Annotated in this window: 21 protein-coding genes; 13 read left to right on the forward strand and 8 right to left on the reverse strand. The window is 52.3% G+C overall.

Annotation, left to right across the window (positions count from 1 at the left end):
- Positions 1–21: 21 nt before the first annotated feature.
- Together LX69_RS01680 and LX69_RS01685 are read right to left on the reverse strand one after the other, a co-directional pair.
- Positions 22–1,017 carry a glycosyltransferase gene (locus LX69_RS01680; RefSeq protein WP_111444078.1) on the reverse strand — a complete coding sequence of 332 codons (996 nt, stop codon included), beginning with the start codon at positions 1,015–1,017 and terminating at the stop codon, positions 22–24.
- A gap of 76 nt (positions 1,018–1,093) precedes the next feature.
- A complete protein-coding gene (locus LX69_RS01685; protein ID WP_111444079.1) occupies positions 1,094–2,278 on the reverse strand; it encodes a 6-phosphofructokinase in 1,185 nt (394 codons plus the stop codon).
- Between the two features lie 230 nt (positions 2,279–2,508).
- Here LX69_RS01685 and LX69_RS01690 point away from each other — a divergent pair, with 230 nt between their 5' ends.
- Positions 2,509–3,549 (forward strand): hypothetical protein, encoded by a 1,041-nt coding sequence (locus LX69_RS01690; RefSeq protein WP_111444080.1) that lies wholly within the window; start codon positions 2,509–2,511, stop codon positions 3,547–3,549.
- On the forward strand, positions 3,506–5,779 hold the full coding sequence (locus LX69_RS01695; RefSeq protein WP_146260604.1) for a hypothetical protein: 2,274 nt from the start codon (positions 3,506–3,508) through the stop codon (positions 5,777–5,779). Before LX69_RS01690 ends, LX69_RS01695 begins: the two co-directional genes overlap by 44 nt.
- 227 nt (positions 5,780–6,006) lie before the next feature.
- Here LX69_RS01695 and LX69_RS01700 read toward each other — a convergent pair whose 3' ends face one another.
- Both LX69_RS01700 and LX69_RS01705 read right to left on the reverse strand, forming a co-directional pair.
- Positions 6,007–6,228, reverse strand: coding sequence for a hypothetical protein (locus LX69_RS01700; RefSeq protein ID WP_111444082.1), 222 nt, complete (start codon positions 6,226–6,228; stop codon positions 6,007–6,009).
- A gap of 174 nt (positions 6,229–6,402) precedes the next feature.
- Entirely contained in the window at positions 6,403–7,284 is an 882-nt protein-coding gene (locus tag LX69_RS01705) for a polyphosphate kinase 2 family protein (RefSeq protein WP_111444083.1), read from the reverse strand.
- 632 nt (positions 7,285–7,916) lie between these two features.
- On the opposite strand from LX69_RS01705, the gene LX69_RS01710 reads away from it, so the two are divergent.
- Complete coding sequence (locus LX69_RS01710; protein WP_221621241.1) at positions 7,917–9,104, forward strand: MFS transporter; 1,188 nt, start codon at positions 7,917–7,919, stop codon at positions 9,102–9,104.
- A gap of 341 nt (positions 9,105–9,445) precedes the next feature.
- Here LX69_RS01710 and LX69_RS01720 read toward each other — a convergent pair whose 3' ends face one another.
- Positions 9,446–10,111 carry an NAD(P)H-dependent oxidoreductase gene (locus LX69_RS01720; RefSeq protein WP_221621242.1) on the reverse strand — a complete coding sequence of 222 codons (666 nt, stop codon included), beginning with the start codon at positions 10,109–10,111 and terminating at the stop codon, positions 9,446–9,448.
- 296 nt (positions 10,112–10,407) lie between these two features.
- Between LX69_RS01720 and LX69_RS01725 the strand changes: the two genes are divergently transcribed.
- The 4 genes from LX69_RS01725 to LX69_RS17670 all read left to right on the forward strand — a co-directional run bounded on the left by LX69_RS01725 (position 10,408) and on the right by LX69_RS17670 (position 15,329).
- Positions 10,408–13,383 carry a DEAD/DEAH box helicase gene (locus LX69_RS01725; RefSeq protein WP_111444086.1) on the forward strand — a complete coding sequence of 992 codons (2,976 nt, stop codon included), beginning with the start codon at positions 10,408–10,410 and terminating at the stop codon, positions 13,381–13,383.
- Between the two features lie 157 nt (positions 13,384–13,540).
- Entirely contained in the window at positions 13,541–14,239 is a 699-nt protein-coding gene (locus LX69_RS01730; protein WP_111444087.1) for a head GIN domain-containing protein, read from the forward strand.
- Positions 14,240–14,484: 245 nt separating this feature from the next.
- Positions 14,485–15,075 (forward strand): RNA polymerase sigma factor, encoded by a 591-nt coding sequence (locus LX69_RS01735; RefSeq protein ID WP_111444088.1) that lies wholly within the window; start codon positions 14,485–14,487, stop codon positions 15,073–15,075.
- A gap of 77 nt (positions 15,076–15,152) precedes the next feature.
- Positions 15,153–15,329 carry a hypothetical protein gene (locus tag LX69_RS17670; RefSeq protein ID WP_170124188.1) on the forward strand — a complete coding sequence of 59 codons (177 nt, stop codon included), beginning with the start codon at positions 15,153–15,155 and terminating at the stop codon, positions 15,327–15,329.
- An 85-nt stretch (positions 15,330–15,414) separates the two neighbouring features.
- Here LX69_RS17670 and LX69_RS01740 read toward each other — a convergent pair whose 3' ends face one another.
- Positions 15,415–16,338 (reverse strand): DUF6263 family protein, encoded by a 924-nt coding sequence (locus tag LX69_RS01740; RefSeq protein WP_146260605.1) that lies wholly within the window; start codon positions 16,336–16,338, stop codon positions 15,415–15,417.
- A gap of 111 nt (positions 16,339–16,449) precedes the next feature.
- Here LX69_RS01740 and LX69_RS01745 point away from each other — a divergent pair, with 111 nt between their 5' ends.
- Positions 16,450–16,998: a hypothetical protein gene (locus tag LX69_RS01745; RefSeq protein WP_111444090.1), complete on the forward strand. Its 549-nt coding sequence runs from the start codon at positions 16,450–16,452 to the stop codon at positions 16,996–16,998.
- A 4-nt stretch (positions 16,999–17,002) separates the two neighbouring features.
- On the opposite strand, the gene msrA is transcribed toward LX69_RS01745, so the two are convergent.
- On the reverse strand, positions 17,003–17,608 hold the full coding sequence (msrA, locus tag LX69_RS01750) for a peptide-methionine (S)-S-oxide reductase MsrA (protein WP_245934913.1): 606 nt from the start codon (positions 17,606–17,608) through the stop codon (positions 17,003–17,005).
- A gap of 145 nt (positions 17,609–17,753) precedes the next feature.
- Between msrA and LX69_RS01755 the strand changes: the two genes are divergently transcribed.
- From LX69_RS01755 to LX69_RS01775, 5 genes are all read left to right on the forward strand, one after another.
- On the forward strand, positions 17,754–19,034 hold the full coding sequence (locus LX69_RS01755; RefSeq protein ID WP_111444173.1) for a replication-associated recombination protein A: 1,281 nt from the start codon (positions 17,754–17,756) through the stop codon (positions 19,032–19,034).
- A 12-nt stretch (positions 19,035–19,046) separates the two neighbouring features.
- Positions 19,047–19,865: a 3-deoxy-8-phosphooctulonate synthase gene (kdsA, locus tag LX69_RS01760; protein ID WP_111444091.1), complete on the forward strand. Its 819-nt coding sequence runs from the start codon at positions 19,047–19,049 to the stop codon at positions 19,863–19,865.
- A gap of 151 nt (positions 19,866–20,016) precedes the next feature.
- Positions 20,017–21,117: an acyloxyacyl hydrolase gene (locus LX69_RS01765; RefSeq protein ID WP_111444092.1), complete on the forward strand. Its 1,101-nt coding sequence runs from the start codon at positions 20,017–20,019 to the stop codon at positions 21,115–21,117.
- Positions 21,114–21,860: a GIN domain-containing protein gene (locus tag LX69_RS01770; RefSeq protein ID WP_111444093.1), complete on the forward strand. Its 747-nt coding sequence runs from the start codon at positions 21,114–21,116 to the stop codon at positions 21,858–21,860. The genes LX69_RS01765 and LX69_RS01770 overlap by 4 nt, the downstream gene beginning before the upstream one ends.
- 189 nt (positions 21,861–22,049) lie before the next feature.
- Entirely contained in the window at positions 22,050–23,120 is a 1,071-nt protein-coding gene (locus LX69_RS01775) for a uroporphyrinogen decarboxylase family protein (protein ID WP_111444094.1), read from the forward strand.
- A 106-nt stretch (positions 23,121–23,226) separates the two neighbouring features.
- On the opposite strand, the gene LX69_RS01780 is transcribed toward LX69_RS01775, so the two are convergent.
- Positions 23,227–24,486 (reverse strand): hypothetical protein, encoded by a 1,260-nt coding sequence (locus LX69_RS01780; RefSeq protein WP_146260606.1) that lies wholly within the window; start codon positions 24,484–24,486, stop codon positions 23,227–23,229.
- Positions 24,487–24,539: the final 53 nt, after the last annotated feature.

Here is a 24,539-nt window from a genome sequence, read left to right on the forward strand (position 1 = left end):
ATCTCCTTCCCCCCCCAGGCCTCACCCCTTATAAAACGTCTTTTCAAAACTGTGAAACTCACCACGGCCAAGCACCACCCTCAGCCATACCGCCTTTAAAAAGCCCAGTCCATAACCGCACAGTTGCGTGTACGATGCGGGCACAGCCAGCCAGGCCGTCTGCAGCTCCCGCGTCGAGAGCAACGCCCCGCCAAAAAACAGCAGCGCGGGAACTGTCAACAGCCATGCCGCCGGGGGAAAACACAAAGCCATCAACACCATGGCCAAATGCCCCAGCACAAACAGCGAAGGCAACAGATGCACCGCCTTGAGGGTACCGCGATGCCGCTTCTCGAGGTTGATGCGGGCAATGCCCGAATTGAACACCTGCTTGAAAAACGAACGAAAGGTGTTACGCCGCTTATGGTACACCCACGCATCAGAGAGCAGTCCGGTCGAATGACCCGCCTCGATCACCCGCATGCTCAAGTCCAGGTCTTCGCCAAAACGCATGGCCGCAAAACCGTCTAAGGCATCGAACACCCCCTTGCGAATGCCCAGATTGAAACTGCGGGGGTAAAAACGATCCATCTTTTGGCCGCTGCCGCGAATGCCGCCCGTGGTGAGCACCGAGGTCATGGCATAGCTGATGGCCTTTTGCACGGGCGTGAAGTCGGGATGGGCGCAGTCGGGGCCGCCAAAACAATCGTAGTCGTGCAGAGCCAGCCCCTTGTCCACCGCTTCGAGGTAGGCAGGGGGGACAATCACGTCCGAATCGAGAAATATAAGCACATCCCCCTTGGCCAATCGGGCACCATGGTTGCGAGCCGGGCCGGGCCCCGTGTTGAGCTGCCGCGCATAGAGGCATTCGAGCCGGTGCGCATAGTGATTCACCACCTCATCGCACGGGAAGGTGGAACCATCTTCAATCACCACCACCTCAAAATGGGTCAAGGTCTGCTGCGCGAGCGAAGCCAACAGCTCGTCCACCTCGTGGGGACGGTTATATACGGGGACAATGAGGGAGTAAAAAGGCATGGCAGAAACGGGTTGGATTCAATAAAAAAGCACAAAAGCGCCGGATGAATCATCGTACGCCAAAGTGCAATGATGATTAGTCGCGGGTCAATATCAGCATGGGTTCGCCCACAATGTAGTCGTACTTGGGACGATAGTGCTGCGTGTCGTAAAACTTGTCCACATCTACCTTCTTTTTCGTCATTTGCCCATCGCCGCGAAACACCTGATTGATGGCAATGTGGGTGTACTGCCCGTCGCGAATGCACACCATGCGGCCGTGCATATCCTTGCGAATGAGGTCGAGCGCCAGGTTGGCATAGGCCGTGGGCACGATGGAATCCAGCGCATCGGGATGGCCCGAGCGCACCAGGTAACCCAGTTTTTGGTTGATGACGTTGATTTCGCGGCCGTTGTTGTATTTGGCCGAACGGTGCTTGAGTTCCTGCGACACCAGCTCGCCAATGCTTTGGCCGGGATAGTGCGACTGCATGCCCTCAAACGAAGCCCCCTCCGACACCATCACCACGGCATATTTCTCCAGGCTGTTGTGATGGCTCTCCACCATCAGTTGCGTGAGTCGCTCGATGTCGAAAGGATGCTCAGGAATGACGCAATGGTTGGCCGCACCGCCCACGGTGGGCAACAAGGCCGAGAAACCGGCATTTTTGCCAAACACCTCAATAACCATCAGGCGCTCGTTGGCGCCGGCACTCGAGCGGATGGCCTGAGTAAGCTCGATGGTGCGCGTTACGCAGGTACTGAACCCGATACAATATTCGGTGCCGGGCACGTCGCCATCCATGGTTTTGGGGATGCCAATGAGCTTGATGCCCTGCTTGTGCAGACGGGCGGCAAAGGTGAGCGAATCGTCGCCGCCGATGGGCACCAGATAATCGACCTCGAGGAAGCGCAGGTTCTCGATGACCGCCTCGGTGAGGTCGTTGACCGGCAACGTGTAGCGATCGGTCAGGTGCGACGGCACATCGGCCAGAGGCACCTTGTCGGGGTTCACACGGCTCGAGTGCAAAAAGGTGCTGCCCGAGTGAGCCGCCACCAGAGCGATGTTCTCGTCCAACTCGATGCAGTAATCCTGAAACTCAAAGTCTTTGGTCGGGTCGATGGACATGGCGCCCTTCCAGCCGTTTTTAATGCCAATGACCCTGAAGCCTTCGCGCAAGGCACGGGTGGTGAGGGTATAGATGGCCGGGTTGAGGCCGGGAACGTCGCCCCCTCCGGTGAGGATGGCGATGGTTTTGGGTCGCGGGGTTGATGTACTCATAAGATGGGTTGGTGATGTTGAACATACAGGTTTCCGACAGTCAAAAGTAGAATTTTTTGAGAGGATGAAACCCTCCGGGACGAATTTTCGCGGCTGAAGCACGAAAAACAGTACTCTATTCACCCCATCCATCAGTCCGACGCTAAAAACTTCGTCTCTTTTATGAATGCCCCCGAACAAAACGGCATCCACTTGTATATCTTTGTGGCGCCCCATCACCAATAGCCATTATGAAGCACCTCCGCCCCATCGCCATCACGGCTACTGCCGTTGTTTTGCTCGCCATTGGGCTGTATGCACTGAAGGGCAACCGCATCACCCCCTCATTTTACTACTGGAAAACCACCTTTCGTCTCTCGCCCCACGAGCATCGTCTGCTGGCCTCGCAACAGGTGGACGAACTGTTTGTCCGCTTCTTCGACGTTGACCGGGAGGCCTCACAGGGCAAAGCCCAACCGCTGGGCATGCTCACGGTGCGCGACACTTCGTTGCGCGGCTTCAAAGTCATCCCCGTGGTGTTTATCACCAACCGGGTGTTCCAGCAAGCCCCACCGGAAGAAGTGAAACAACTGGCCAACAATGTGTGGTCAACCATTCGCCACATGGCCGATGAACATCATTTGCAAATGAGCGAGATACAAATCGACTGCGACTGGACTGAGAGCAGTAAAGCAGCCTACTTTGGTTTTCTATCACAATTGAAGGAACAACTGTTACCCTTACAATTGCCATTGAGTGCCACCATACGGCTCCATCAGGTTAAATATCCTGCCCGCACCGGCATCCCGCCCGTCGACCGGGGAATGCTCATGTTCTACAACATGGGCAACCTGAGCGACAGCACCGCCAACAGCATCTATAACAGTGGCGACGCTGCCAAATATGTAACATCGGTGCGCGACTACCCGCTGCCCCTCGATGTGGCGCTGCCCCTGTTTTCGTGGGTGGTGCACGAGCGCGAGCAGCGCATCATTGAACTGATGAGCAACACCTACGCCCACGAGCTCGACACGCTGCCGGGCGTGGTGCGTACCGATGGCGGCCATTACCGGGTGGAGCAGGCACAGTACTTTCGGGGCGCTTACCTTCGGCGGGGCGACCGGCTGCGTGCACAGGCTGTGCCCCCGGCACTGGCGCTCGAAGCGGCCCGACAGCTGGCTCCTCACCTTCGGGCAGAACACCGGCGGGTGGCCTTATTCCGTTTAGATTCCCTCACATTATTACATTATGAAGAAAAAGAGATTCAAGCCATTGTGGATTGCTTTCGTTAGCCTCACCCTCACCGGTGCCGGATACCTGGGATACGTGCAGGCCTGTGCCTGGTTCGAACCCCAGAACTGGTATGCCTCGATGTTTGCCCCGCAGATGATTGCCGAAAAAGGCAAGGATCCCCTGTATCGATCCATGTTGCAGTTTTACGACATTCAGATGGTGGAGAACAACATCGACCTGTTTACCGACACCAACGTAAAGGAGTGGCAAAAGTTTTTCAACCAACAGGTGAAGCCATCCGACATCAGCTACCTGCTGTACCAGGCCTCGACGGGCGAAATTGACACGGCCATTTTTTACATCAAGAGCCGCAACTATCCGCTCACGCCGCGCCTGATGCTCAATTCGCTGATGAAATATCCCAACGCCACCGACGCCAAGGATTTTCTGTACTACGCCGGCTATGCCCGCCGTTGCGAACCCTACGTCACCTACGATGCCAACCAGTGGTACTACGGCGACAGCGACCAAAGCTGGCGCACCGACCCCTCGGCCATGCAAACCCAGATAGAAGGCGGCCTAAAGATGATGGGGCTGGTGCAAAACGATTTCATCCGCGAACGCTACCTCTTTCAGGTCATCCGGTTACGCTTTATGCAAGGCGACTACCGGGGCTGCATCGACACCTACATGACCCATAAAGCCGTTATCAAAACCGGCAACACCATTCAGTACCGCATCATCGGATATTTGGCGGGTGCCTACCTGCGAACGGGGCACACGGCCAAGGCCAACCATCTTTATTCGGTGGTGTACGACCGCTGCCAGCCCCTGCGCCTGTCGGCATACATGAGCTTTGCCCCGGCCGACGAGAGCGACTGGCAGGAAACCCTCGCCCTGGCTCGCAACAACCGCGAAAAGTGTGTGCTGTGGCAAATCACCGGCGTGAAACACGACCCCTTCCGTGCCTTGACCGAGATTGCCGCCATCGACCCCACATCCGACCAGATGGACTTGCTGCTGGTGCGCCTCATCAACATGGCCGAAGAACGCTTTTTGTGCGAAATATCGGACTATTACGGGCAACAGCCCGTAGATCAGGGCGACTACACCCTGGCCAATGGCAAAATAGCCCCCGAGGCACTGCAGTTGATCCTAAAGATGGCACAAGCCGGCAACACCGCCAATCCCCTGCTGTGGAAACTGGCCGCCGGCTATCTCACCCTGGTGAGCGGGCAATACGACCAGGCCAACGCCTGGCTGGCACAAGTAAGCAGTGCCCCCCAGGCATCGCCCCTGATGAAGCAACAAGCCCGACTGCTCAAGCTGGTGAACGACATCGACCGTGCCACCCTCCCCGATGCGGCCTTTGAAGCCCGCATCACCCCCGAGCTCAAATGGCTGCATGACGCCCCCCAAGAGGGCGAATTGCGAAGCAGCTACGCCTTTGCCTGGTGCCTGTATCGGTTGGCTCAAAAACATTTGGCCGCCGGCAATGCTGTCAAAGCACACGTGCTCAACCGATACACCAACCCACGCTTCTATTTGGAAAGCGACAACTGCGATCGCATGCTCGCCTACATGAATGGCCAGCGCACCGACTTTGAACGTTTCACCCTGAGCATCTATCCCTACACCCAAAAACAAATAGTGCAACACCAGGCCGTGCAGCTCTTTTACGACAACCGACTGGCCGATGCCCTGCGCAAACTCGATCAGGTACCCGGAGCCGGAGCTTTTGACCTGCTGGGCGACCCCTTCCGCATCCGCATCAACGACTGCCACGACTGCGACCATGCCGACACCTCCCCCCTCTACACCCAGCGGACATTCATCGAAAAAATGCTCGAGTACCAAACCATCATGACCCAAAACCCCGACCGGGTGGCCGATTGCAGCTTTAAGCTGGCCAATGGCTTTTACAACGCCACCTACTTTGGCAATGCCCGCTATTTTTACCAAACCGACCTGGTGGATTGGGGCTACTTCAGCTACTGGACCGGCGACTTTGGAAACATGAACGCCAAAATTCTCGACTGCACCCAGGCCATGAAATACTACCACAAGGCCATGGAAGCAAGCAAAAACCCCGAGTTCAAGGCCAAATGCTGTTTCATGGCCGCCAAATGCGAGCAAAACATCCGCTACATGCGCAACGAACTGGGCGAGCACGAGGACTTTCGCTCGGGCAAATATTTTAGGATGATGAAAAAGGAGTTTGCCAACACCGATTATTACAACGACGTGATTCAGGAGTGCAAATACTTCAGGACGTTTGCAAATCAATGACCAATTTTAAAACGCAGAGACGCGAAGGCGCTGAGTTTTTTATTAAAATGATGCGTTTTAATCGAGGTTGCAATCTGTGGTTTAATTAGTATGCAGATAACGCAAAAGAATGATGTCACATACGACAAAGGCACAGAGTATTTTCTGTGCCTTTGTCGTTATTATATTTCATTTAGGCTGAATGAATCAGCGTTCCCCGCTGAACCTTTTCGAAACAATGACCGTCCTCATTTGCGGTGCTTGCTCATGATGTCTTCATAATCGACAAACTCGCCCCGATTCACCTCATCCATCCCTGCCAGTATCTCATTTTTCAAATCATCATTCAATGCAGCCCACCAATCCACCCTGTTTTCAGAAAACAAATTCCTGATGGACGCCAAAATCTGCGGATCGTCGGTATCGCGAATCATGCGAATCAACAGTTCTTTTTCAGCCGGAATGTTCATAATGCTATTTTTTTACAAAGATAAGCCAATCTCGCTCAGATAAGAAGAGATGACTCAGCATTGATTGACGAATGCAGGTTATATCCGGACACCTGCCAACCAACAAAAGACACAAAGGCACTGAGTTTTTTCTCAGCGCCTCTGCACCTCTGCGTTTAATTTTATTTTAAGCCGTCAGTTCCGCTCATTCATCAACCGAAACCTCGCCTCCTCCAACTTTGCTTTCTCTTTGGGGTCGAGCTCGGGGTAGTGCAGCCCCAGGGCTTCGAGGCGGCTGACGATGATGTTGCTCACGGTGAGTCGCATGAACCATTTGCGGTCGGCGGGGATCACGTACCAGGGGGCGTGCAGGGTGTTGGTGTGGGTCATCATATCGGAGTAGGCCTCCATGTAGCTGTCCCAATGCTGCCGCTCGGCCACATCGGCCATGGAGAACTTCCAGTTGGCGGCCGGGTCGTCGATGCGCTTGAGGAAGCGCTCCTTTTGTTCGTCCCGGGAGACGTTGAGAAAGAACTTGAGGATGATGGTGCCGTTTTCGGACAGGTGCTGCTCCATGTTGTTGATTTGCCGGTAGCGATCCATCCAAAACGAGGGCGGCACATGCGGCAGCGAGGTGACCCGGGGCAACTGCTGGTTGAGCAGGTACTCGGGATGCACGCGCACCACCAGCACCTCTTCGTAATAACTGCGGTTGAAGATGCCGATGCGGCCACGTTCGGGCATGCACTTGTAGGTGCGCCACAGGTAGTCGTGATCGAGCTCCTCGGCCGATGGCGTTTTAAAACTGTAGACCTGCGTGCCCTGAGGGTTGAGCCCCGACATGACGTGCTTGATGGTACCATCCTTGCCGGCCGCATCCATGGCCTGAAAGATGATGAGCACCGAATAACGGTTGTGGGCATACAGCATATCCTGCAGGGCTGCCATGCGCGCAACATTGGATGAGAGCAACGCTTCGGCATCCTCCTTATTGATGTTGGCCGACTCGTGGGTCGAGAAATCGCTCACCCGCACCGGGTGGCCGGGAAGGGGACAAAAACGGGAATCGTGGTGCATGGGAATGGGGTTTTAAAAGGTGATGATGAATGACAACCTTCAACGATGCGGTACGGCAGGTCGCCATCAGGACTTTAAATGTAAGGCATCTGCCGGAGGCATCAAAAAAAACATGATTCTATTATGACTCATGTGGTTAATTGTGAACAGAGATTCACACTAACCATTATTTCGTGCCCTCAAGCCGGGCGGGCTCTTACTTTTTGGCTACAGCCCCAAAAAGTAAGCAAAAAAGGCCGCCGCTGACGTAAAATGGCTAAAAATCATAGGCCTTCGCTAAAATCTGCGAACTCGCAAGCTCAAACAGCGCATATTTCTTAACGCTCAGGCCTATGATTTTTTTAACGCCATTTTCATCTGTATATTATTTGTTTTCAATTGGTCAGATGGAACTCGCCAATATTCAGCTCCTGTGTATCGAAGTGTTAGACAGGGCTCGTTTCCGAAGGCGGCTTAGTTACCTTGCTTGATTTCGTGCTACCATATTTTATTTTCCCACAACATCCGAAATTGAGTAAAAAACCAGCCCCGAAAATCATTCCCCCACAAATGTCAACAAAAGCCAAAAAAGCCTTTTAGACCACCAACAGACCCGCGGGTCGATTACTTTTGCGGCATCAAACAGCACCATCATGGCCACCATCCACATGAACATACACCGCACGCGCAGCCTGTACCGGATCGCGGCATCGACCTTTTTCTTTTTGCAGGGCCTCACCTTTGCCAGCTGGACGAGCCGCATTCCCGACATCAAACGGGCGCTTGACCTGAGTGAGGCCGACCTGGGGAGCATCCTCTTTGGGTTGCCCATGGGGCAGCTCACGGCCATGGCCATCTCGGGTTATCTGGTGAGTCGCTTTGGCAGCAAACGCATGCTCACCATCGCCGCCCTCATATACCCTGCGGCGCTCATCGGACTGGGCACGGTAAGCAGCGGGTGGCAGCTGGCGCTGGGGTTGTACGTGTTTGGCATGACGGCCAACCTCATCAACATATCGGTGAACACGCAGGGCATTGGCGTGGAACGGCTTTACGGCCGCACCATCATGCCTACGTTTCACGGGCTGTGGAGTCTGGCGGGATTTACGGGCGGCATCATCAGCAGTTTCATGGCCGGCAATGGGGTGACGCCCTTTTGGCATTTTGTGGTCATCTACCTGGTGGCGCTCACCATTTTGGTGAGCATGCGCCCCATGTTGCTGCCGCGCGATGCCACGCCGCCCAAAACGGCCGAGGGGAGCAAACGCCGCATCTTTGCACGCCCCGACCGTTACATTGTGCTGCTGGGGCTCACCGTGTTTGGCAGCATGATATGCGAAGGAACCATGTTTGACTGGAGCGGCGTTTACTTTGAAAAAGTGGTGCAGCCCGACGATAAATACATCCGCCTGGGGTACATTGCCTACATGAGCACCATGGCGCTGGGGCGCTTCTCTGCCGAGTGGCTCTCGAAACGTTTTGGCATCATCACCCTGCTGCGCTCAAGCGGGCTGGTGATAGCCACGGGTCTGCTGCTGTCGGTGGTGTTTCCTTACCTGGCCACGGCCACGCTGGGCTTTTTGCTGGTGGGACTGGGCACCTCATCGGTGGTGCCGCTCTGTTACAGTTTGGCGGCCAAATCGAAAACCCTGCGCCCGGGCATCGCCATCACCACGGTGGCCACCATCGGGTTCATGGGCTTCCTCATCGGGCCGCCCATCATCGGGTACATCGCCCATTGGTCCAGCCTGCAATGGTCGTTTGTGGTCATTGCCGTCATTGGGCTCACCACCACCCTCATTGCCCCACATCTGCAAAAAATATTGAAAACGATGGCGTGACAAGGGAGGGAGGCATTCATTTTTTGGAGAATATCATTGAAACGCTGAGTTGAAAGACTCAGCGTTTTTTTTGATGGATGCCGGAAGTCTGCGGCCAACCGGTGCCGAAAAATGGCGGCAAACATTCGGCCATGGCCGAAAGGTTGCCGCCAACTTGCGGCAGGGATTCCGACATGCCGGAACGGTTGCCGCCAACTTGCGGCAAGGATTCCGACACGTCGGAACGGGTGTCGCCGATTGTCGGCAAGCATTCCGACAGCTCGGACGGTTGGAAGGCTCCTCCCATCTTCAAAAAAAGAAAAAGAAACACTCCCGGGCATCCCTCCAAGCCCCGCTCCGCCTCACTCATAACTGCGCAGGGCCATCTCCACCAAGTCCGTTTTGTCGCTGCCGCCGGTGTCGGTCATTTGGGGGAAGAAACGATGGTCAGCCACCGTCATGCCGCAAAAGGTAAATATTTCGTGCCCCATGGTGTGCCGGAAGGCCTCCACCAGGTTTTTGGCCTCGTAGGGTTCAAGGGCGTTGCCCATGGTGGTGAAGATGACCACCCGCTTGCCGCCCAGCAGCCCCTCGATGCCGTTGGCGCCGGCTTTGTAGGCAAAGCCATAGGCAAACACGCGGTCGATATACCCCTTGAGGATGGCCGGGAAGCCGGCCCACCAAAGCGGGTACAGCAGGGTGATGATGCCCGAGGCGGCCACCAGTTGCTGCTCGGTGGCGATATCGGGGGGCGTTTGCCCGCTTTTGAAACCCGCCAGGTCGTTGCCCGAAAGCACCGGGTCGAAGCCCATGGCGTAAAGGTCGCGCACCACCGGCTGCCAGCCCCGCGTGAGGCTGTGAGCCACCAGGGCATCCTTCAACTGATGACTGAAACTATGGGGCGACGGATGGGCCAGTATGATGAGATGTTGCATACGTTGATGATATAAAGGTGAAGCCGCCATGCGGCGATTACTCATTGAAACGCCTTGCACCCACGATTGTTTGATGCCGGGGGGGTATTTCACATCTTTTAAAACAATATGCATTGGCGTGTCCACGGAAAGATAAGACGATGATGAGACGAAAGACAGACAGATGAGACGGAAGAGACGAGGAAGACCATCTCTAAAAGTCTTTCCTCATCTCATCATCTGTCTCATGGTCTGACGTCTTTATTATCTTCACGAAACAACATTGAAAAAATATCGGTCAAAAAAGGAGATTGGCCTCTTCCCAAATGGCGGGCGGGTTTATATCTTTGCCAACTTGTGGGCGCGCCACGGCCTCGAGTGCGGGCGCCCATGTTAAACATTTACGCCCCATGAACGCAGAACTGATAGTGGTATTTACCGAACGGCACCGCCTGGGCCTCACCGCCACCCCCTACATGGTGGAACCGGTGCAGGAGAACCAGCCCATCCGCATCATTGAACAGGCCACGCCCGAACGGCTCAACGACTACGATCGCCCCTTTTCGGAACTGCAACAGCAGGTGGTGAAAACGCTCGACTACCTGAGCGACCGCCGTCTGCACAAAAAATTCTCGCGCGAGAAGACCATCAAGGAGTTTTACGACAAGCTCACCAACGACACGCTGGAGAAGAACATCCGCCCCGAGATTGAAAAACGCATGCTCGAGTGCATTGAACTGTTGGCATTGGCCAACGATACCCCCGCCTATTTCAAAGATGCCGGCTACAGCCACCTCTACCCCAGCGACCTGCTCGAAGTGTCGATGGTGCCCTCGGAGGCCGTCTTCAGCTTTGAGCTCACCCCCGAGGCCCTCGACTACCGCCTGCTGGTGCGTGACCTGGGGCGCGACTTCGCCCTCACCGGCCGTCAGCCGCGGTTCATCACCCACGCCCCCTGCTCGTTCATCCTCAACAACCGTCTGTACCGCTTTACCGACATCGACAGCAAAAAACTGCAACCCTTTATCGAGAAAAAACACATCCGCATTGCCGCCCAAAGCATCCCCACTTACATGGAGAAGTTTGTGAAGAACTGCATCCGCGACTTCACCGTCACGGCCACGGGCTTCGACATCATTGAGCGCGAAGGCTCCCGCAAGGCCATCCTCTCGCTCGAGATGGGGCTGGGACAACAACCCGTGCTCATCCTCAAATTTAACTACGCCGGCAAAAGCTACCTGGCCGGCACCAAGTCGAGCGTGTATGTGGAGATGCGCCACACCAACCAACGCTACACCTTTGTGAAACTGCAACGCCACACCGATTGGGAACAGCAAATTGTGACCCTGCTGGGATCTCTGGGGTTAGATGCTGCCACCGACTGCTATTACCGCCCCCATCAAATGCTTGCCCACGACCCGCAACTGTCGCTCTACAACATGGTGACGTGGCTAACGGCCAATCAGGCGACGCTCACCGAAGCCGGCATTGAGGTCGAACAGTCGCAAATGCCCGCCCAATACTACCTTGGCTCCTCCGACATCGAAAGCCGCGTGACCGAAGGCAACGACTGGTTCGACCTGCGCATTTTGGTCAAGGTGGGCAACTATTACATTGCCTTTCACAAGTTCAGGCGACACATCCTGCACCGCACCCGCGAGTTCGAGCTGCCCGACGGCACCTATTTCATCATCCCCGAGGTGTGGTTTACCCGCTACAGCGACCTGATGCACTTTGCCAAACCGGGCGACGACGACAACCTGATATTGGATCGGGCCCACTTTAACCTGCTCAAAGAAGCCGTGGCCGTCACCACCAGCCTCGACAGCATCGCCCCCGACCAACTCGACACATCGGCGGCCTTCACCACCATCGACATCCCCGCCGCCTTGCAAGCCACGCTGCGCCCCTATCAAAAAATGGGCTTCTCGTGGATGGTGACCCTGGCGCAAAACAAAATCGGCGGCATCCTGGCCGACGACATGGGTTTGGGTAAAACCGTGCAAACCATCACCATGTTGCTCCATTTTTATCAGCATCAGCACGAAACACCTCCCGCCAAAACGGAAGCCCCCATGCAGCTATCGCTGTTTGATGCCCCGGCCATCACGGGATTCAACCAAAGCCACCTGCCCCCGTCGCTCATTGGCATGCCCACCTCGCTGGTGCACAACTGGGAGCACGAAATACGCAAGTTTGCCCCCTCCCTCAAGGTGTATGTGTACACCGGTCAGCAGCGCATCAAGTCGAAGGACATTGCCAAAGTGCTGCGCCACTACCACGTGGTGCTCACCAGCTACGGCATCCTGCGCAACGACATCGACTACCTGAGCCAGGTGCCCTTTCACCACATCATTCTCGACGAGAGCCAAAACATCAAAAACCCCGCCTCCAAGATTTACGATGCCGTGATGGCGCTGCAAAGCACCCACAAGCTGGTGCTCACGGGCACGCCCATCGAAAACTCGCTCAGCGACCTGTGGGCACAAATGAACTTTGTGAACCCCGGCGTGCTGGGAACGCTCAACTTTTTCAAAAACAAATTCGTCACCCCCATCACCCGCCAAAAAGAAGAAACCGGCGAACAGCAGGAACTGGAGACACGGCTCAAAACCCTCATTCACCCCTTCATCCTGCGACGCACCAAGGAAATGGTGGCCACCGACCTGCCCCCCGTGTCGGAACAGGTGCTCTATTGCGACATGACGCCCGAGCAACAACAAGTTTACGAGCGTGAAAAATCAGGCGTGCGCAACGAACTCATCCGCGCCATCGAGCGCGACGGCATGCAAAAGTCGGGCATGATCGCCCTGCAAGCCCTTACCCGCATGCGGCAGCTGGCCAACCACCCCGCCCTGGTGATCGACAACTACGAAGGCTCGTCGGGCAAATACGAAATGATACTCGAAAACCTCGAGAGCATCGTGCAGGAAAAACACAAGGTGCTGGTGTTTTCGTCGTTCGTCAAAGACCTTCAGATGATTGAAAAAGAGCTCGAGACACGTCAGCTCACCTACAGCAAACTCACCGGCGCCACCACCGACCGCGACGGTGTCATTCGCCGCTTCAAGAGCAACGATGAGTGCCGCATCTTCCTCATCTCACTCAAAGCCGGGGGCGTGGGGCTCAACCTCACCGAGGCCGACTACGTGTTTCTGCTCAATCCGTGGTGGAACCCCGCAGCCGAGTTGCAGGCCATCAACCGCTCGCACCGCATTGGCCAAACGCGCAACGTGTTCGTGTACCGCTTCATCTCCACCGGTACCATCGAAGAGAAGATTGCCCTGCTGCAAGAAAAAAAATCCAAACTCGCCGACACCTTCATTAACAGCAACAACCCCATTGCCGATTTATCGGAAGATGAAATCCGCGAACTTTTTGCATGATATTTGTATTGGGAAGGCGCACGATGCAAGATATAAGTATAAAGATGCACGTATCAAGTATCAAGTATCAAGACGCATGATGTAAGAACAAAGGGGACTTGATACCTGATACCTGATACTTGATACTTAACACTAAACAAATTAAAACCACAACATAATGAAAGCAAACTTGATTTTACTACTGATGGGCATGATGATGATGCCCCTGATGGCGCAACAACCGGCCAACCCCAACGCCAAAGTCGACACCCGCACCATGGGGCCCTACGACAAAGTGAAAGCCGGCAAAGGCATCAACGTCACTCTGGTGGAGAGCAATAAAGAAGAAATTGTGATCCACATCCTCAATGCCGAACCCGAGGACGTGATTACCCAGCTGGAAGGCAAAACCCTGGTGCTGAAAATGAAAACCATGATGAAAACCGGTGTGGCCGTGACGGCTTATGTGCACTACAAAAAAATCACCGAACTGCATGCCGGAGGCGGTGCCAGCATTGATGCCGACGGCACGGTCACAGCCGACAAACTCACCCTGAGCGTGGGTGCCGACGCCTCCATTGAACTGGACGTTGACGTGAAAAAACTGGAGGCCTCGCTCACGGCCGGCCGTATCCAACTCATTGGCGAAGCCCAGGCGCAGCACGTGGTGGCCAACACGGCGGCCCGTTACAATGCCGATGCGCTCACCTCACAGGAAGCTTTTGTAAAAGTGAACACCGGCGCACAGGCCACCGTAAACGTTTCAGAACGCATCAGCGCCACGGCCGGCGGTGGTGGCCGCATTTACTACATGGGCAACCCTGCCAAGGTTGAAAAATCCGAGTCGTTTGGCGGCAAGGTGGAACCGCAGGAATAACCCCGTTACAGCATCATGATAACATTGAAACGTGTGTCGGGCAACGGACACACGTTTTTTTATTGTGCCCGTTGATTGAAATTTTTCAGGCATTCATCAAAAGACGGGCGACAATGGTCGAAAGGCATTTGGATTTTCACATTAATTTTAGTTTCTTCGAATGTTTTTTGAAACCTGAGAGTATCACCCGCAAAACCCTTCTGCCTATCGCCACACCTCTACGCTGAATTCAAAATCGACAATTTATGAAACGGATACAGCAACTGAGCGACGATGAATTGGTACAACAATTCATCGCCGGAGATGATGAGTGTGTGGACGTGTTGATTTCCCGCCATAAGAAAAGGGTTTACACCTACATATTAATGAACGTCAAACAGCCACACTTGGCTGAAGACATCTTTCAGGACACCTTTTGCAAAGCCTTATTATCCCTTCGCAACGGACAATACACCGAGAACGGCCGATTTGTGTCGTGGATTTTGCGCATTGCCCACAACCTGGTGATTGACCACTTTCGTCGACAAAAAAACATGGCCACCGTGTCCACCGACGAAAAGGAATACCCGTTTTTTAATTCTGCCAAATATTCCGATCCCTCCATTGAAGAACAAATCAGCTACGAGCAGATTCTCAAAGATGTGGCCTCACTGGTGCACCATTTGCCCGACGTACAAAAAGAGGTGGTGATGATGCGCCACTACCAGGGCATGAGTTTCAAAGAGATTGCCGAAGAGACCAACGTGAGCATCAACACCGCACTGGGACGCATGCGTTATGCCATCATCAATCTGCGCAAACTGGTGGAAGAACGACAAATGTCACTCACCGTATAAAAAAATCAGAACACACTGTCACAATATTCACCCCCCGGGCACGTTTTTGATGCATATAAACCACCATAAACGTGCCTATGCAACAAAATTCTACCACAACACTCACCCCAGAACAAATGGCCGGTCAGTTGCTCTTTTTATTTGAGCTGATGCCCGACGAAACCATCCAACAAGAAGGGGTATCGCCGTCAGAGAAATCACTGAAACACATCCGCCAATGGATAAGAAAATGGAGTGGCAGCCTTGATAACTGATGCTTACATCCATTAAGAGACCACAAAAAAAACGCGACCCATACGAGTCGCGCTTTTTTGTTGGTCGGAAATCATCCATCAATCATCACAAGACGGATGACGACACCGTACCTTTAATTTTCATGGGAATTTCCATGGCAGCGGGGAGCTGGCCACCTTCCATGGTCACAGTGCCATCAATGCTCATGTCGGCTTTGCTGGCCACCACCCATCCGGTTGTTGCGCTAATTTCGGAGTAAAAAGTGGTGGTGCCGTTCATATCAACATGCTGCGTCATGCCACTCACTTCGATGGGTTTGTCTTTAGACGAAGTCAGTTTTGAAACCCCTTCCACAATCCATTTGCCGTCCTTCACCTCTTTGAGGGTCATGGTGCTGACATTGGTCATGCTCACGGTCATGGCAATGCCGGTCTCAACCGTCCACGTCTCCCCAATGGCCACTTCCTGAGCGGGAAACATGGCCGATGACATCTCGATGCTACTTTTAATAGCCTCGTCGCTGAATTGTTGCTTCAGGCCTTCGGCCACTTGCTTTGCGGCAGACTCGTTACCTCCGGCTGCCGTAACCAGCTTGCTCATCAAATCATCAAAACCGGTTACACTTAATACTTTACCCTTGTTGGTCATCACAAACCGATAGGTTTGTCCCACCACAGCCCCCATGGCAGCGGCCATCGGGTTTTGCGCGTCAGCGGGTTGCGACGAATCGTAAGACATGTTCATAAAAGGGCTCTCAATTTTCATCACCATAGCATCATAAGTCATGGTCATGTGGTAGTTGCCATCGGCCACCGACTCCACCACCATTGAAGTGGTGGCATCCATCGACACTTTCATGTCGTTGGCCATGCCCATCACCTGCTGGTTGATGTTTTGCTCCACCACCTGCTTGGAGACCCACTTGTCACCTTGCTTCAATGTGTATTTTAAATCGTATTTTTGGGCCGAAAGAGCGCCCACGGCCATGGTTACGGCCAATGTCATAAAGACTTTTGCAAATTGCTTCATTTCAATCATTGGGTTTGATTAACAATATTGATTTCTGTAAAAAAACAGGTAAAAATAAACATATTTTTGAACCCTCATTCACAAATCAACATAAAATCAACACCCCAAGTCATGCCACAACCCATCACCGATATACAGCAACATCTCGTCACATTGCTCGGTGACAATTTGAGTAAAAATTTCACAGTGATGATGGCTCAGGAAGTGTCGTCCAACCCCGAATGGCTTGCAGTGCTTACAGATATCATGCTATCGGAACACACGCCATACAACTGGCGAGCAGCCTGGGTGATTGACCACGTGCAACAAAACACCCCCGAGGTAATCGCCCCCATTCTCCCCCGTTTAATAGCGGCACTTCCTCAGGTAACCGGCAACGGCGTGCGCCGCCACATCCTCAAAATGGCCTCGACACTCCCCGTCGATCAACTCGAAGATGGCGAATTGGCCGACATCTGCTTTAAATGGTTACAAAACCCTGCAACGCCCATCGCCAACCGGGCACACTGCATGGAAATTCTTTATCGCCTGACCTGCCGTTACCACGACCTGGCTAACGAACTGGCACTGATCCTTGAAGAAATAATCATCAACGGCAGTGAAGGGGAGAAAAACAAAGCGCAAAAAACGTTACAAAAAATCACCCCCTGGCGCCGTTAAATCATCATGGCTCTACATTGAGCAGATGACGAAATTTGGCCACCTTGGGGCCAATCACAGCCCGACAATATGGCTGACCGCCATTGCGACGATAGTAATCGTGGTGATAAGCTTCGGCGGGGTAAAAACGCTCGAATGAAACCACTTGTGTGACGATGGGGTCACCCAACTCGCCCGATTTTTCAAGAGCCTGAATCACATCAATGGCCACCTGTTTTTGCTGCTGGGTATGATACAATAGAATGGATCGATATTGATCGCCAATGTCATTTCCCTGACGATTCACGGTTGTAGGGTCGTGCGACTCAAAAAACAACTCCAACAACCGCCGATAACTCACTTTCGCAGGGTTAAAAACAATCTGCACCACCTCGGCATGGCCGGTCAGCCCGGTGCAAACATCCCGATAAGTCGGCTCAGATGTATGCCCGGCCGAATAACCAGGCACCACAGCCTCAACCCCGTCAACCATCTGAAACAGTGCTTCCAAGCACCAAAAACATCCACCCCCCAGAGTGGCTGTTTCACGCACATTGCCTTGACCCGATACTGTCATCGTTGTATAACTTAGAAAGATGAACACCAACACAACCCACTTTCTGGAAACCATGGTGGTCTGTTTATGATACCAAACAATCATCGCTATCGAAAGGTTGAAACAAGGTGATACAATTTTCAATAAAGGCATCCTCCAACGAGGGGTTTTTGTAAATTTGTCTGCTTTTTTAAAATACAAAAGTCACAACACTCCCACGATGAACGGATACCCGCCATTGGCCGAACGCATGCGCCCCACCAAAATTGACCAATACATTGGGCAAAAACATCTGGTGGGCGAAAAAGCCGTGCTGCGTCGCATGCTCGAGTCGGGCAACCTGTCGTCCATCATCCTGTGGGGCCCTCCGGGAGTGGGAAAAACCACGCTGGCCAAAATCATCGCCAGCCAAATGAACAGACCGTTTCACGTACTGTCGGCCATCAACTCGGGGGTGAAAGACGTTCGAGAGATTATCGAGAAGGCAAAAAACAGCCGTTTCTTTAACTCAGCCGCCCCCATCCTGTTCATCGACGAGATACACCGATTTAGCAAATCACAACAAGACAGTCTGCTGGGAGCCGTAGAACAGGGCGTGGTGACCCTCATTGGTGCCACCACCGAGAACCCGTCGTTCGAAGTCATTACCCCGCTGCTGTCGCGCTGTCAGGTTTACGTTCTCAAGTCGCTTGAAGAACAAGACATGCTCGACCTGCTCCATCGCGTCTTTGCCGAGGATGTACTGCTGCAAAAGCGCCAGCTCAAACTCACCAACAAAGAAGCCCTGCTGCGTTTTGCAGGTGGCGATGCACGCAAACTGCTCAACATCATTGAGCTGGTGGCCAACGGCGAAGAGGGCGACATGGTAGAATTTACCAACGACAAGGTCACCGAATACCTTCAGAAAAACCCCGCCCAGTACGACAAAGACGGCGAGATGCATTACGACATCATTTCGGCCTTCATCAAATCAATACGCGGGAGTGACCCCGATGCGGCCGTCTACTGGCTGGCCCGAATGGTTGAGGGTGGCGAAGATCCCAAATTCATTGCCCGACGCCTCATCATCTCGGCATCCGAAGACATCGGCCTGGCCAACCCCAATGCCCTGTTGCTGGCCACACAATGCTTCCAGGCCATTCAAATGGTGGGCTGGCCCGAGTCGCGCATCATCTTATCCGAAACCACCATCTACCTTGCCACCAGCCCCAAAAGCAACTCAGCCTACATGGCCATCAACCAGGCGCAAGAAGTGGTTCGCCAAACCGGAAACCTGCCTGTCCCTCTGCATCTGCGCAACGCGCCAACCAAACTGATGAAGCAAATGGGCTACGGCGAAAACTATAAATATTCGCACGACTACCCCAACAATTTTGTGGCACAACAATTTTTGCCCGACGAATTAAAAACCAACCGCCTTTACACCCCACAAAACAACCCGCAGGAACAAAAAACGGCTCAATTGATGAAAGAACTCTGGAAGAACCAATACGGTAAATAACACCATACAAATATGATACAACACCTCCCCCAGCTGCGCCACACACAAAGCGGCAACTTTTTTTTAATGGCCGGTCCCTGTGCCATCGAAGGCGAAGAGATGGCCATGCGCATTGCCGAACACATTGTAAAGATTACCGACAAGCTGCAAATCCCATACATCTTCAAAGGATCGTACCGCAAGGCCAACCGGTCGCGCATCGATTCGTTCAGCGGCATTGGCGACGAAAAAGCCCTCAAGATACACGAGAAAGTACGCAACACCTTTGGCGTGCCAACGGTGACCGACTTCCACTCAGCCGAAGAAGCCGCCATGGCAGCCCAATATGTTGACGTGTTGCAAGTACCGGCCTTTTTGTGTCGTCAAACCGACATGCTCATTGCCGCAGCTCAAACCGGCAAGGTGGTGAACATCAAAAAGGGACAATTTTTGGCCCCCGAAGCCATGAAATTTGCCGTGGACAAGGTTCGCGACTCAGGAAACGACAAGGTGATCCTCACCGACCGCGGCAGCACCTTTGGCTATTACGATCTGATTGTTGACTACCGTGGCATCCCGGCCATGCAACAAATGGGAGTTCCGGTGGTGCTCGACATCACCCACTCGCTGCAACAACCCAACCAGGCTTCGGGTGTCACCGGAGGCAAACCCGCACTGATTGAGACGATTGCCCGCGCCGGCGTGGCCGTAGGGGTCGACGGCCTGTTTGTGGAAACCCACTTCGATCCCGCCAATGCCAAAAGCGATGGCGCCAACATGCTGCACCTCGACAAACTGGAAGGTCTGCTCACCCGCTTGGTGGAAATCAGAAAAGCAGTCAATCAGTTTTAAACTTCATTGAAACAAACCCCTCGTTTGCCCACACATTCGCAAGGCAAACGAGGTTTTTTAACACAATTACGACACTGCCCTATCCCATTTGATTGTGAAACCGTTTTATCAAGCTCTATTACTATGTCTTGCTGTTAGCCTCTCCTCGCCCATGTTGGCACAACAACATCTGCCGGGTAACGACAGCACCCGCATACAGGTCACGGGACGCTACCATTACGGCATCGTGGTGCCCCACCACACCTCCATGACTTACCTGATTAACGATTACTCGCGGGGCATGGAAATCAACATTACCCGTAAACGTTACCGACAAAACCTTTGGGAAACCTATCTCAACAAGCCGGAAACCGGCATCGGACTATGGGTCAGCAGCTTCGGAAACGCCAACATTTACGGAAATGGTTTCGCAGTGTATCCGTTCATCAACTTCAGGATGTTTGATGCAGGACGCTTCTCGGCCAAATATCGAGTGGCGCTAGGCCTAGGATACGCCACCAAGCCCTTTGATGTGGAAACCAATAGTTACAACACAGTATTTGGTTCGCACCTGAACGCTTACGTGGGATTGGGAGCCCTGCTCAATTACCGGATTAGCAAACAACTGATTATCAACACCACCTTTTCACTCAACCACCTCTCCAACGGATCGTCAAAGAAACCCAACAATGGCATCAACACGGCCACCATTTCACTAGGCACCACGTGGATTCCCAATGCCAGCCCGGAACCCGTCATTGCGCAACAACGCGCACCATTAGACAACTCCAGAGAATGGATCATCACGGGAAGCATTGGACGCAACCAAGCTGCAGCCTATAACCCCCAGCGTTATTGGTCGGGAAGCCTTACCATCAACCATGTATGGTTTCGTAAAAAAACGGTGGCCTACACCGGAGGCCTCGATTTAATACACTTTGGCGGAGCACCCTATGCCAATCTTAAATTCCAAAACATGGACGAAAACGCCCGCTACACCATGGCCGACAACCTTTATGTGGGCGCCTTGGCCGGTGCGCAGGCACTTTTGGGAACCACCACTTTATATGTCAATACGGGCGTTTATTTATACAAAAGCACCCCGCCGCGCCAGCCCGTCTATGCCCGACTGGGCATTCGTCAGCAAATCACTCCCCATCTATTGGGTCACTTTGGCATCAAAGCCAACTTTTTCGCAGCCGAGTTCATCGAATTCGGGCTGGGTTACCGCCTGAAATACCGCACCAACCAACACAGACACCCCTCCACATGAAAGCCATTTGTCTCCTGCTATTCCTCGCCCTATTCACGTCATGCGACTACATCGCCAACCTTGACAAAACGGGTCAACAAGATACCATCCCGGTATCGCTTGAACCATTTAACGCCATCAATCTGCAAGCACCCTGCAGAGTAGAACTGACCAATGGATTGTCGTCCGATGAAACCCGGCTACATGGGATCGATTTCATCATTGACGGCTATCAATTAACGGTCGAGAATGGCACATTGACCATCGGGCATCAACAATCATCCATTCTTCAAAAAGAGAAAATAGGCACCCTCACGCTTCCTGCATCTCTGATCCAAAACATCACCCTCAACGCCCCGGGCATAATCTGCAGTCCATCTCCCATTACCGTCACCCAACTCCATATTGTTGTCAACGGCAGTGGCATCTACTCCGAAACCGACCTGAAACTCAACTGTAACACTTTTCAACTGGCAGTTTACGGGGGCATTAATCAAAGCATGCACCACCTCGAAGGCACAGTAAAACAGGCCAATTATTACCTCGAAGGCTGCACCGGCCTTGATGCTAGCAAATTAATCACCCAAGAAACAAACATCACCCATCGCTCAAATGCCAACTGCTATCTCCACTGCCAGGCACAACTCAATGCCGTGATTTATTCAACCGGCTCAGTTTACTACAGTGGTTCTCCCCAAGTCTCTATAGATGTGCGTGAAACCACACTCATGAAGGCCTCCGGTGTGGTGACACGGTCGAACTAAATCATCCTTAACCCCTAAACGTTAATGTAAACACCCACCAGAACCCACTAATTCATAAGAATCATCACTTTAACCACCATCATCAAATCTTAACAACCCTAAAAATTTGTTTTTTTGAAATAAGTTTATAATTTCGGAAAGTTTTTCTGATTTCATCAAATTATTGACAAAAAACAAAAATCATCATTTATGAACCACAAGGAACGAGTCATGGCGGCTCTTAACAGAGACCCAAATCTCGACAGGGTTCCCTTATTTTACTGGGACGTGCCGGAATTTGGTGAAAAAATGATGTCGCATTTAGGCTTGAAAACAAGGGATGAATTACTTGAATATTTAGATGTTGATTTCAGATGGGTTGAACCCAAATACATCGGCCCCAAGTTAATTAGCTCAAGCACAAAAAAAGACATATGGGGAGTCGGTTACAGCCGCATCAAGCATGGTGAATATGAATTTTGGGAAGCCGATCAGTTTCCTTTGGCCGGCATCACCGACCTGGCAGCACTTGAAAAATATCCCTGGCCCACCACCGATTTATTCGACTTCAAATCGCTGGATGCACAACTAAAGAAATACCGGCAATATGCCATCATGACAGCTCCGGGCTATTCTTCACCCGGCCTGTTCCGCATCATTCAACGATTAATTGGGCGCGAAACATTTTTAGATGTAATGGTGTATCACCCCAAATTCTTCAACGAAATAGTGCACCGCATCACTGCTTTCTATGTCGATTTTGTTGAAAAAATGTTTGAAGTCGCCGGCAAACGCATCGACTTCCTTCGCATAGCCGATGATTTTGGATCCCACGAAGGGCTGATGATTAGCCACGAACATTGGGAGACCTTGTGCCGACCGGCTTTTGAACAAATCGTGGCCATTGCACGCAAACACGGTGCCCACTTTTACATGCACAGTTGCGGCAGTGTGCGTAAACTCATTCCTGAGTTTATTGCTATTGGTGCCGATGTGCTCGACCCCATTCAAACGCGTATGACCGGGATGTCCCCCGAAGGTCTTAAAAAAGATTTCGGCCATTACATCTGTTTCTCGGGAGCCCTCGATGAAGAATTACTGCTTCGACAGGGCACTCCCCACGAAGTGCGACAGGGCGTCAATGAACTGCTCGAAACCATGGCTCCCGGAGGAGGCTTCATCTTAGGGCCATCGCATAAACTAAAGGTCGAAACCCCCATCGAGAATGTCATCGAGATGTACAAAGCAGCTCATGAATGGAAATATCCGATTCCGGTATAATAAAAGACAAGCTCTGAAACCATAAAAAAAGAGAGACTTTAAAAATCAAAAAAGGTGCTTCAATCTAAATGAAGCACCTTTTTTATATCCTTGCAACAAGGGAAAATTACTCAAACTTCGATTTAAAGAACCAAGTCTCAGAGAGCAACATCCCAATTTTTACTGTATTCACCTGTTCCTGAATCAGACCGGCCGACTGGGTTCCTAACAATTTATATTCGTACCCCAAATGAATGGCATTACGCACATTGCGCATAGGAATAGAAATACCGGCTGAAAAACCCCGCTCAACAATATCATTCCCGCTGATATTCAAATAAGTGTTTCGATAAAAGAGTCCTGCCCGATATTTCATGCGATAAAAAACCGATTGAAAGGCGTTTTTCTGTGGTGCGTATTCCAAACCGGCATTCACCCCATAACTATCGGTATACTTAGCATAGCGCATATCTTTATCGACATCCGACCATTGGCCAAACAAACCATCTACAGCCAGAGTCCAGGTATTGTTGTATCGATAAGCGAATCCTAAACCGCCACCAACAGGCAACTGATAATCCGCAGCACGATCGTCTTTATTTACATACTGCTCACCACCCGAACTGGCAATCATCTGATTATAACTCGTCGCAAGCGTAGTTTTGGCATTTGCCACAAGCCCCAACATCAGTGTGTTCTTTGTGTCGATGTCCAACTGATACTGAAGCCCTCCCGAGAAATAGAAATTACTCAAATGATAGGTTCGTTCATTGCTGATATCTTGCCCACTAATGCTTGAAAACTGACTTGTTTCGGTTGACACCAATTGCCCCCACAACAAAGAGGTTTCAATCCCCACCGAAAGACCCTTGGCCAAACGAAAACCGTTGCTCAACTGTAAACGCGTTACCCCTCCGGAGCCTTTATATTGATTACTATAAGTTGAAAAACTTCCATGAATGTCATTGGTCGATGATACCGTGTAACCGATATGCGAATACGTATTGAGGCCAAAGGCACACCCCCACCACGGCTTGATGCGGAAGGCAAACGAAACGGCATCAAAGTTGGCATCCGAAGCATTTTGAGTCGAAGCCGAAGTACCATAACGACTCATGTACCCCCCCAACTGGGCATTCATCAAAAATGCTAACGTGTCGATGCCCGTTAGCGATGCGGGATTCAATAAGTTAATGCGGTTTTGCGACGGCAGGGCAAAACCGGCTCCCCCCATCGACATGGCAGCCACATCACCACCGGGATTAATGGTTCCCACCCCAAACATGGAATAAGGCGACCCGGTTTGATGCTGCCCCGTCACGCTGATTCCCATCATCATCATCATTACCCCTACAATGGCTGATTGAATTTTATTTATCGAATTCATCTGAATTAACGTCAATTACTTAAGTTCAAAAATCATCATTACACACCAATACT

Origin of the sequence: Breznakibacter xylanolyticus (assembly GCF_003254275.1) — a bacterium.
GTDB classification, from domain to species: domain Bacteria; phylum Bacteroidota; class Bacteroidia; order Bacteroidales; family Marinilabiliaceae; genus Breznakibacter; species Breznakibacter xylanolyticus.